This is a genomic window from Shewanella acanthi, assembly GCF_019457475.1.
In the GTDB taxonomy this organism is placed as follows: Bacteria; Pseudomonadota; Gammaproteobacteria; order Enterobacterales; family Shewanellaceae; genus Shewanella; species Shewanella acanthi.
In genome coordinates, this window is the sequence record NZ_CP080413.1 from 498757 (window position 1) to 510451 (window position 11695).

7 protein-coding genes are annotated in these 11695 nt (G+C 48.6%); 5 read left to right on the top strand and 2 right to left on the bottom strand.

The features are described 5' to 3' along the window. The first annotated feature begins 78 nt into the window (after window positions 1-78). The 3 genes from K0H61_RS02165 (at window position 79) to K0H61_RS02175 (ending at window position 7969) form a co-directional block, all read left to right on the top strand. Entirely contained in the window at window positions 79-1473 is a 1395-nt protein-coding gene (locus tag K0H61_RS02165) for a PhoH family protein (RefSeq protein ID WP_220051139.1), read from the top strand. Window positions 1474-1792: 319 nt separating this feature from the next. After that, a complete protein-coding gene (locus tag K0H61_RS02170) occupies window positions 1793-5503 on the top strand; it encodes a response regulator (protein ID WP_220051140.1) in 3711 nt (1236 codons plus the stop codon). Between the two features lie 63 nt (window positions 5504-5566). Beyond that, window positions 5567-7969, top strand: a complete 2403-nt coding sequence (locus tag K0H61_RS02175) for a zinc-dependent metalloprotease (RefSeq protein WP_220051141.1) — start codon at window positions 5567-5569, stop codon at window positions 7967-7969. An 82-nt stretch (window positions 7970-8051) separates the two neighbouring features. Here K0H61_RS02175 and K0H61_RS02180 read toward each other — a convergent pair whose 3' ends face one another. Beyond that, complete coding sequence (locus K0H61_RS02180; protein WP_220051142.1) at window positions 8052-9860, bottom strand: protein kinase domain-containing protein; 1809 nt, start codon at window positions 9858-9860, stop codon at window positions 8052-8054. Between the two features lie 244 nt (window positions 9861-10104). Here K0H61_RS02180 and K0H61_RS02185 point away from each other — a divergent pair, with 244 nt between their 5' ends. Further along, window positions 10105-10443, top strand: coding sequence for a hypothetical protein (locus K0H61_RS02185; RefSeq protein WP_220051143.1), 339 nt, complete (start codon window positions 10105-10107; stop codon window positions 10441-10443). 159 nt (window positions 10444-10602) lie between these two features. Next, the gene (locus K0H61_RS02190; RefSeq protein ID WP_220051144.1) at window positions 10603-11259 is read left to right on the top strand and encodes a thiopurine S-methyltransferase; all 657 of its coding nucleotides are present in this window, start codon (window positions 10603-10605) and stop codon (window positions 11257-11259) included. A gap of 149 nt (window positions 11260-11408) precedes the next feature. On the opposite strand, the gene K0H61_RS02195 is transcribed toward K0H61_RS02190, so the two are convergent. Further along, on the bottom strand, window positions 11409-11600 hold the full coding sequence (locus K0H61_RS02195; RefSeq protein WP_220051145.1) for a bacterioferritin-associated ferredoxin: 192 nt from the start codon (window positions 11598-11600) through the stop codon (window positions 11409-11411). Between the last annotated feature and the right edge of the window lie 95 nt (window positions 11601-11695).

Here is an 11695-nt window from a genome sequence, read left to right on the forward strand (position 1 = left end):
AATCATAAAAGGAGCTAATTACTCTAATTTCTGGGACGAGATGTAGAACTCAAATAAATCGAGCACTCTGGAGGCGCCATGGAGCAAAACGACAAAAAGTTGTTTGTACTGGATACCAATGTGTTACTACATGAACCTTTGGCGATCTATTCGTTTAAAGAGCACGATGTGGTCATTCCGATGACAGTGCTGGAAGAGTTGGACCAAATCAAGGATAGAAAGAGTGATGTGAGTCGGGATGCCAGGGTCGCTATTCGCGCACTGGAAGACACCTTGGGCGGTGATACAACACCCGAGCAAATTATCAGCGGCGTACCATTACCCATGCGGGAAGGACATGCTGATGCCATAGGTTCGTTGTCTATTTTTCCTGACCATTTAGTTGAATTTACCTTAGGCTCCCTCCCCGGCGACGGTAACGACAACCGCATTATCAATACCGCGCTGCACCTGCAAAACCTCCACACGCCACGCACCGTGGTGTTAGTCACCAAAGATATCAACATGCGTCTTAAAGCTAAGGGCGCGGGCATTCTCTTGGTCGAAGATTATCGAACCGACCAGTTGATTGACGATATTCGCTTCTTAACTAAGGGTTTTTATCAGTTTGAGGGTAACTTTTGGGAGCATTTAGATAGGGTTTCTACTGAGCGTCACGGCAGACACACTATCCATGAGGTTCCTTTAACTGATTTAGAAAGCGACCAGTTCTACATTAACCAATATCTTATCGATACCGAGTCGGATTTCTGTGGTCGAGTCACCGCCCGTACCGAAAGCCATCTGCACATTCTGGACTTAGGCCGTGAGCGAATGAAAAACCTCGAGGCTTGGGGCGTTAAACCTAAAAACGTCTATCAGGGCATGGCGCTGCAAGCTTTGCTTGACCCTGAAATTGATTTAGTGATTTTAACCGGCCCCGCCGGTTGCGGTAAAACCTTACTGGCAATGGCGGCGGCACTGGAACTTGTGGTCGAGCGCAATCGCTACGACAAAGTGATTGTGACCCGTAACACCCCTGAGATTGCCGAATCTATCGGTTTCCTACCCGGCACCGAAGAAGAGAAAATGCTGCCTTGGTTGGCGGCGATTACCGATACCTTAGAAGTACTGCATAAACATGATGTTAATCCAACTGGTAGCATGAATTACATCATGGAGAAGGCCAATATCCAGTTTAAGTCGATTAACTTTATGCGTGGACGTTCGATTCAGAACTCCATCGTATTGCTGGATGAGTGTCAAAACCTCACGGCATCGCAAATCAAAACCATGATCACCCGTATGGGCGAAGGTACAAAACTGATTTGCTGCGGTAACTTAGCTCAAATTGATTCTAATTATTTAACGGCGGTAACCTCGGGCTTAACCTATATTGTGGAGCGCTTTAAAGACTTTGAAGGCAGTGCCAACATCTACCTTAACGGGGTGGTGCGCTCGCGTCTGGCCGAATATGCGGAAGAACATCTATAAAAATCTGTTATTTACCTAATATTATTAATTGTTTAAGAAACTAGTCTAAGGCCTCAATTTAGAGGCCTTAGTATTTTAGGGTTAAGTGATTGGGGTTTGAATGCGGTTTAAAGGTGAGCTTAAAGTGTGAGGCAAATCGCTAATATAAGCCGAGGAATTGACCTGTTTTAGGCAATATTTTTCAGCGATGAATCATAGGCATGGGTGGTGATTAATCGGCAATTATTTGATGCGATTGATGGTTTCTTCCTGCTAATATATTAGCCTTAAAGCTTGTGCCGCCGATGGCTAAAATAAGCGCTGCAATCAAGGGTAGTGGATGAAATCGAGTGAGCCGGATCTCCAGCTAAAATCGCCGATCCAAAAGAACTATAACCGTGCTGTTTTTTATACGTACATCGGGGTAATTGTGATGTCGTTATTAACCGCATGGGTGTTTTTCGATCGTCAGAAGAACCAGCAGATGGATCAGCGTGAGGAGCAGGTCGAGCGTCACGTATTGCAGATTGACCTACTTCTCGAATCGAGCATTCGCGCGGTAAAAAGTTTACGGGATGTGGCGGTCGATCACCTGCGTTTGGGTGAGTTAGTGCGTAAGGATCGCTTACCCCAATACGGTAAATTTAACGCCAGCGGTCAATACTTTACCCTTGAGCCGAGCTACGCCCAAGGCGGTAAGCCCTTTACCAATATGGGGCGGATCACGGGTGCGGGTTCACTCGAAGGTCGCAGTGATAAATTCTATCAAGAACTTGAAATGCTATTTGAGCTGTCGCTGTCTTTCCCTGTGGCAAAGGAGGCGGCACCAAAGGCGTCGGCTATTTATTATCTTTCGCGCCAGCGAATGATGTCCTATTTCCCTTGGAGCGATAGCGATGAGCGTTTTAGGGACGAGTTACTGAATAAAAAACAATTCCAATACGCCACACCAGCAATGAATCCCCAGCGCAGCGTGTTTTGGAGTGAAGCCTATGTTGACTCCACCGGCAAGGGACTGTTGACCACACTCGGTGTGCCTGTATACCTTGGCGATGAGTTTATGGGCTCAATTAACCTCGATATGACCTTGGCCTCTTTGGCGAAGCAAATTCGGGTGTACTTTAAGATGCCAGGCACTGTGATTCTGCTCGATCAGCAGAACAACATTTTGTCCCATAGTGACTTTGATGGTTCGGACATAAACCGTGTCTACCATATCAGTCAGCGTATTCCTTCCGAGCTGCATTCACTGCCCGAATCTGAGCTCTTCGATGCCCACGAAGGCATTATCCGCAATGGTTACTACATTCACTCCGTTGCCCTGCATAACGCCCCTTGGCGCTTGTTGTACCTGCAGAACGAAGATGACCTGTTCCAAGACTCGGTCGAGAAGCTGCAGCTCACCTTTATTCTGGTGGTGATTGCGCTGTCTGTGCTGGTGACAATCGTGCATTGGCAGACCCGCCGCTCCTTCGTGAGCCCTGCCTCTCGGTTGTTATCGCACCTCGAGCGCTGCTCACAGGAGCCTCGTAAGCCGCCTGAGAGAATTACCCAGGGTTGGGAGCCTTGGTTCCAGCTAGTGAGCCGAATCTTTGAAGAAAATAAGCAATATACCCACCATCTGGCAGAACAAAATAAACGCCTCGATAAGTTGGTGGCACGCCGTACCGAACGTTTGAAAGATGCAACCGAGCGCCGTGAACGGGAATATGCACTGTTACGCTCATTGCTCGACTCTATTCCAGAGGCGATTGTTTTCAAAGATAAAGAAGGTAATTACCTCGGTTGTAACAAGGCCGCTGAGCGAATGCTTGGCTATACCGAAAGCGAGATGATTGGCCTCTCCTCAGAGGACTTAACCTCACCTGAAATGGGGCTTAGGATCCGTGCCGAAGATGAGCAAATATTAAAGGATCGCACTCCGCTGAGATATCAGGAGAAAGTCGAACTGGCGGGTAAACCAGTGCTGCTCGATACCTTAAAGTTGCCTTTCTATAATCGCCGTGGTGAGCTGCAGGGCTTGATTGCCGTGTGGCGTGACGTAACCCGCGAGTACGAGTCCGCCGAGCAGCTGCGTTTGTCGGAGGAGCGTTATCATCTGGCGATGGATGCGGTAGAAGACGGTCTGTGGGATTGGTATTTAGATTCAGAGCAGATCATTTGTAACCCGTCCTACTATTCGATGCTGGGTTATAAAACCAATGAATTCCCTGCGTTATTGTCGACCATCGATGAGTTAACTCACCCCGACGATCGTATTCGGGTGATTGAATATCGCCAGCAATATTTGCAAAACCCGGTCGATGCCTATGAGATTGAATTTAGGATGATGGCTAAAAATGGCAATTATCACTGGATGCTGTCGCGTGGCCGAGTGGTGGAATTTACCGCCGATGGCCAACCTAAACGTATGGTGGGTACCCATAAAGACATTACTCGCCATAAGAGCAACGAAGTGGCGCTGCTTGAGGCTAAGCAGGACGCCGAATTAGCAAACCTCTATAAGAGTGAATTCTTGGCGAACATGAGCCACGAAATTCGTACGCCAATGAATGCCATTATCGGCATGTTGCAGCTTGCACAGCGCACATCTTTGACGGCTCAGCAAAAGGATTACCTCGAAAAGGCGGGCTTCTCGGCGCAGTCACTGCTTAGGATTATCAACGACATTCTCGATTTCTCTAAAATTGAGGCCGGTAAGCTCGAACTTGAGCGAGTGCCATTCCCGCTGGATAAAGTACTTGATCATGCCCTCGATCTTAACGCCCTCAAGGCGCAGGAGCAGGGAGTTGAGCTGCTCCTGTATGCGCCCGTGACCGCAGGGTTAATTCTGAAGGGCGATCCACTGCGTTTAGGTCAAGTGCTGATTAACTTACTGTCCAATGCAGTGAAATTTACCCAGTCGGGTGAGATTGAATTAGGCTGCGAAGACGTAGGTGAGAGAGATCATCGTATTACCCTGAAATTCTGGGTGCGTGATACGGGTATCGGTATCGGTAAGGATCAGCAGGAAAAACTGTTCGATGCCTTCGCGCAGGCTGACGGCTCGACGACGCGTAAGTATGGTGGCACCGGCTTAGGTTTATCTATTAGTAAGCATCTTGTCTCTATGATGGGTGGCAAGATGCAAGTGCAGAGTGAGCTGGGCGTTGGCAGTACCTTCAGTTTTACTATTAGTTTCGAAATTGCCGAAGAAGCTAAAATTGAACCTCTTGTAGTACCTGAGCGGCTTAATAATCTGCGCACGTTAGTGGTGGATGATAACCCGAGCGCACTGCAAATTTACTCCTCGGTGATGCGTGACTTCCACTTTGAGGTGGATACGGCCGCAAGCGGCGCCGAAGCCCTTTATAAGCTGTTGAATACGCCAATTGACTTAATATTGCTCGACTGGATGATGCCAGAAATGGATGGCAGTGATGTCATAACCGCTATCGATACTATGGTGAACGATGGCCGCATCACTAAGCGTCCAGTGATCATCATGATGACTGCCTATGCCGCTGAGCCGCTGCATCAGGATATCGACAATGCCAATGTGTTTGCTGTGCTACAAAAACCCTTTAAAGCCTCGAGCTTATTCGATGAAATCATCGCGGCTTTTGCCGATGAACCAAGGCTCAATGTAGTGCAACCAATGGATGAAATTGAAGTTGAGGAGGGAGAACACAAGGGACTAGTGCTGTTGGTGGAGGATAACTTTATCAACCAGCAGGTGGCGACCGAGCTGCTTAAGAGTGCGGGTTATGAGGTGGTGGTTGCTGGGAATGGCCAAATCGCCCTCGATACTATCGACTCACGCCCATTCGATGCGGTATTAATGGATATCCAAATGCCAGTAATGGATGGACTCACGGCGGCAAAAGCCCTGCGTGAACGCTATAGTGCAGATGTATTGCCGATTATCGCCATGACTGCCCATGCGATGTCGGGCGACAGGGAAAAGAGTTTAGCGGCGGGGATGAATGCCCACATCACTAAACCCATAGTGCTGACCGAGTTATTTGAAACCTTAAGCCACTGGATTAAACATAAAAATCAACATAGTTAATGAGTTGCTTGGTGCCAATGATGGCCCTTGGTTGTCAGTTTGACAGCGACATCAGGAGGAAAGATGAAACCCAATAGCCTTGCTTTAGCGATTGTTCTTTTAGGAATGCCTACCATTGGGCTTGCGGCCAGTGAACCAAGCGCCAAGGCAGTGAAGCAAAGCCAAGCTGCAAAGGGGTTTTTTAATCTTTACTACGAGTCCGCGTCCGGCGAATTATTCCTTGAGGTAAGTCGCCTCAATCAACCTTTTCTGTTGGTCACCAGTCTGCCTGAGGGCGTGGGCTCTAACGATATAGGCCTCGATAGGGGGCAATTGGGGCAGACCCGTATGGTGCAGTTTGAGCGCCAAGGCCCCTTCATTCAGCTTAAGCAGCTCAATACCCAATATCGCGCCGAGACCCAACATGTTGCCGAAAAACGTGCAGTCGATGAAGCCTTTGCCGATTCGGTGCTGTGGCAGGGCAAATTGCTCGATGGCAGCAACGATCTGGTGGCGATAAACGATCTGGTATTAAACGATCTCCACGGCGTGAGCTCTGTACTGCAGCACACTGGGCAGGGGAGTTATCGAGTCGATTCGAGTCGCTCAGTGGTGTTACCTAAGGGCGTTAAATCCTTCCCTAAAAATGCCGATGTGGATGTGCAGTTAACCTTTAAGGGCGATACTGCGGGTGAGCAAGTTGCTCAAGTGACACCCGATGGCACCTTAATGACAGTCAGAATGCGTTACTCCTTCATCGAATTACCGGAGGAGGGTTATCAGCCGCGCGCCTATCATCCAATGAGCGGTTATCTGTCTGACGAGTACCGCGATTACGCTACGGCAATCGACCAACCGTTGGTGCAGCGTTTTATTCTGCGCCACCGCCTGCAGAAGGTGAATCCCGGTGCAGCGCCAAGCGAAGTGGTTAAACCTATTACCTATTATGTAGACCCGGGTGCGCCAGAGCCGATTCGCTCCGCACTGCTTGAAGGCGCTCGCTGGTGGGAGAGCGCCTTTACTCAAGCAGGCTTTATCAACGGTTTTAAGGTTGAGCTTTTGCCGCTCGACGCTGACCCTCAAGATATTCGCTACAACATGATCCAGTGGGTGCATAGGGCGACCCGTGGCTGGTCATACGGTGCGGCACTAACTGATCCACGCAGCGGTGAAATCATCAAAGGGCAAGTGACCCTAGGAAGCCTTAGAGTACGTCAGGATTATCTGATTGCTAAGGGGTTAACCGCGGGCTGGTCTGATAGAGTCGCAGCCGAAAAAGCGGCAAACGACTTAGCACTGGCGCGGATCCGGCAGTTAGCGGCCCATGAAGTAGGACACACCCTAGGGCTCGATCATAACTTTGCCGCATCGACTAACAGCGATGCTTCCGTGATGGATTATCCCCACCCTAAAATTCAGCTTAATGGAAACGACATCGATATTTCAGCCCCTTACACTACGGGAGTCGGTGCTTGGGATAACTTTACGATTGCCTATGGCTATAGCGATGAAGGCGATCCCAAGGCGCAGCAGGCGCTACAATCTCAATTGCTAGCCGATGTGGCAAAAAAGGGACTGCGCTATATAGGCGAGGCCGATTCAAGGCAGAAGGACGGCAGTCAGGCCTATGCGAGTCTGTGGGATACGGGAAGCGATCCCATCGCCCAGCTTGGGATCTTAGATGGTATTCGCACTAAGGCGATTGAAGGTTTTTCCAGTTCGGCGCTGCTTGATGGTGAGCCCTTAGGTGAACTTGCCGATGCCCTTGTGCCTATCTATTTGCTAACGCGATACCAGATAGATGCGGTCGCTAAGTTTATCGGCGGCACTGACTATAGCTACCTATCGTTTGGTGAAGGCAGCCACTGGAGCTATGTGGCGCCGCAGTTACAGTCATCAGGTCTCGACGCTTTGCTTAAGACCTTGGACGCGGCGAGTCTTACACTGCCGCAACCATTACTGGACAGTCTAGTGCCAAAGTCGGGTAACTATCAGCCAACAAGGGAATCCTTCCAGTCTGGTTTAGGGGTGATAAACGATCCGTTGGGGATGGCCGAAGTCTTTAGCCGCCACACCGTTAGCCTGATGCTGATGCCAAAACGCCTTAATCGCGTTAGCCAAGCTGCCATGGCCGACAATGAGCAGTTATCGGTCGAGTTACTGTTAAATAAACTCTTTGCGGCGACGCTATTCCAAGAGGATAAGTTGGGGTTGGTTGAAGGCGTGTGGATGAGAGTGAACGCTGTGGTTATCGACGAGGTGCTTGCGACTTACCATAACTCTGATACTGCTCCCGAAGTGAAAGCGGCGCTGCTTGACCGAGTGCATTTTGCGATTAAGCAGCTTAAAGCGAAGGCGAATCGCGCCAATGCTAAACGTGCCGCCCACTACACTTGGTTGCAACAGGGTTTAGCCGCAGGCATTGAAGATGAAAAGATTAAGTTGATTGCCAACCCCTTAAGTTTGCCGCCGGGTTCACCGATTTAATTGGCTCGTCAATCCTAATTGGCGCTTCCCTATGCATTGGTTAAGCGCCAATTATTATGTGCCTATGCTTAAGTGCTTATTGCTAAGCACTTATTTCCTTTGGATTCTTAGGATAGAAATACTCGGGTTTACGCTCAATATGGCTAAATTGGCGAGTATTTTTATAGGGCAGTTTCATAAAGCCCGATACCCCATGGCCTTGGATTTTACCCACATGGTGCAGTATTCGGTCGAGGCTGGCCCTAAAGGCCGCCTGTTTGCGTGGGTTGAGCAGTTTTAGGTAGCTGTGGATTTTTAAGTGATCGGGCAGTGCCTCGAAAATGATGCAGCCCGTATGGTGAATTTGGTTGATACGCGCCAGTTCATCCATGATTTCAATTGGCAGTTCGAGGTTCTCGTCGGGATCTTTACCGTCCTCGAAGTAGGAGTGTAGGCGGGATTGATCCTCAAGCGTTGGCACATCCCCGACCTCGAAGGGCAGTTGTAAATCGGCGCTGGCGGTAAAGGGCGTTTGGGCGTTTTCACGTTCGATATGTAAGGTGTCTTTAGCGTTAAAGAAGCAAGCCTTAAATACCCCAATCCGCTTAATCCCCCGCGCCAGCGTCACCATATTATTAACCGCGATGATCAGTGCGCTCTTTTGGCTAGCATCGTAAATTGCCAGATTCGAGTCGATAAAGACGCCGGTTTCCTGCCAGTGAATGGCTAACCCACCCACAATAGGATATTGACCGAGGCGCCCGACGGCGGCAATAAAGCCCTTCTCAGTATCCCCCATGCCCGCGAGGAAGTTCCGGTAGTATTTTTCGAGCTGGATATCGTCCATTTTAGCTATCGGCTCTTGAACGTTATGCTCCTTTAAGAAGGACTTACGAGAGCTGTAGCTCACGGTTTCGACGTCCTTTTCACGGGATTGCACCCAAACGGGAATTTCGCCTTGCAGTTCGGCTTTGGCGATTTCAGGTAAATGCAGTCTATGGCTGTGGCGCATGCTTTTTAGGAAGTAATCTCCCGCTTTATTACGGGTATCGGCATCGCTGCTTAACATGCCCTCAAGGGTGCGGGCGAGTTCGATGGGCAGACCGATGCTGGTGGGGGGGATTACTTGAGAGCCAAATCGGCTCGCTTGACCTGAGGCGAGCACATATAGGGTCGCCGCGACGCCCTGTTCGTCAAACCGAGGGCTTGAAAGCGCGCCGCTAAGTTGCTCTTCGCCAATAAAATACACGTCGCCCATGCGAGCGTTGGTGTGCTGCTGATCGCTCGACATTAATGTCATCACGTTGTCTTCGACGGGCTTGTTATGCTCATTGCGCTGGGCAAAGACCGCCGAGCCCCAATCAATTAAGGATAAGTGATTAGTTTCAATATCATAGACTAAGTTGGAGGGTTTGATATCACCGTGGACGAGTGGTTTACCGGTGCGAAGGTAATAGAGAATATCCGCTAATTGGCGGGCGATACTCATCACCATGGCCGTTGGCAGGGCGCCTAAACGGCGACAGAGCTGTTCAAGATCTTCCCCCTTGGCGCGCTCCATTACAAGAATGCCCTGTTTGCCGATGCGCTCGAACTTAATTCCTGCGGGAATATTGGGGTGTTTTAAAAGTGATAGAATAAAGGCTTCTTCTTCGAGCCTGTCCTGCACATGCTGGGGAAGGGTGATCCGCGAAAATTTAAAAACATGGGCCTCGTCGGCTTGGTTAATTCCTGCAAACACAAACCCATAGGCTCCCTTTCCAATAAACTCGATATCACGATAACCCAGCTTACTGAGCTGTTGTTTACACAAACGCACCCAAGCTCTGTGTTTACGGGCATCGTTGGCTTTGAGCAGATAAATGGATTGCTCTTCGGAAATATAGAAGTGTTGTAGCTGGGGTGTTTGCACTGTGACGCTCCTTGTTTTGTCTATTTAAACAATAAGCGGTGCCGATAAGCAACTTAGATGGAGTGGGATTAGCTTACTTCGAGGAATAAGCATCAACTGACGGCTCACCTATCCCATCATTTCGTCTCTGACTTTGATTTATATCAAGTTAAAACAGATAGAGTCTAGGTAATCTTAAGTGTAATTCGGAGGGGATTTTCGGCAGTTCTTAATCCCAATTTAACGTGGACGTTAAGGAGGGCTTATGCCCACCAATAAAGCTTTACTCATTGAATTATTGGAATTTCCGCGTAAGCGAATCCTACAATCGATGGACGTACGCCATTGCCCACATGCGGTATTTTATAACCAAAATGATGAACAGTGTTTAACCTGCCATCAGGGCATGGAATGCATCTGGATCAACCACAATGACGAATTAGTCGCTGTGGAGCAAAAGTCAGTGGCGGAACTTAAGCAGCAGCTGTTGATAGCGGTGGATTTTATCGATTCATCCCTGACACCACATCATTTGTCCCGCCGTCAGTGTCAATGTGAAAATTGTCTATGGCTTCGAAAAGTACAGCAAGCGTTGTCGCAGTAGTTTGTTAGATATGCACTGCATTTGTGCGCTTTGACTTGGCATGACCTGCACGGTCAGCAAGTCTTTACATTTTCCGCGGTGAGTATACTCGCATGAGCTTTGCATCCCTTAATTAATCCCATTAGAGTAAGGCTATTTTTAGTCATATGAGATAGTCCTATGGAACCGGGTTTTTGGCACGAGAAGTGGCAGCAGCAACAGATTGGTTTTCATCAACAAAATATTAATCCTTTCCTCATTAAGTTTTGGTCCCAATTAGCCTTAGCAGCAGATACTCAGGTTTTTGTTCCCCTGTGCGGTAAGTCTTTGGATATGTGCTTTTTAGCCGAACAGGGTCATCAAGTCATTGGCTGCGAGTTAAATGAACTCGCAGTGCAGCAGTTTTTCAGCGATAACCAATTACCCGTGCAGCAGTCGAAATTGGGGGAGCATGGGCTCTATCAAACCGAGCAGATTAGCCTTTACCAAGGTGATATTTTTACGCTGCCCATCGAGACAACCAAAGATGTTCATGCTTTCTATGACAGAGCGGCATTAATCGCTTGGCCCGAAACGATGCGAGCCAAGTACGCCAAACAATTAGCCAAGCTTTTGCCTCAGGGGAGCGTAGGGTTATTAGTGACGTTAGATTACCCGCTACAAGCCTTGAGCGGTCCCCCGTTTGCCGTATCGCCAACTTGGGTGGAGCAGCATCTGAGTGACGATTTTGAGATCCAACTTCTTGAGAGCCAAGATGTACTGGCCGACAATCCGCGTTTCGTGAATAAGGCCGTGCCTTGGTTAAACGAGGCCGCTTATTTGTTGAAGCGTAAATAGCAAAAAGGACTTAAGTCGGTCACATATATCATCGACAGTGCGTTTTTTATCGGCGCACTGTTTGATGCAGAGAGTAAGAATGGGGGATTTTGTGGGGCGTTAAGCTGAGTCGATGTTAATGGGCAAGGTATGTTTTAGCGACTTAACGCCTACGCCACTTCATAGTAGTTGGGTTCGAGTTCCAATTGATTTTGGATAATCTGTACTGCCATTCGCGCACATTTACCGCATTGATCGGCTACGCCTAAACGCTTTTTCACATCCGCAAGGCTAGTATCGCCCTGACTAACGGCGTTTTTAATCTGCGTATCTGTAATGGCATGACAGAGACAAACGTACATTTTTTAGACTCCAAAAATGAATTGGGCTAATTCTAAATGAAAACGCTTATCAAATGCAATATTGCTGCGCTATTTTGATTTCTGATTATTTATTC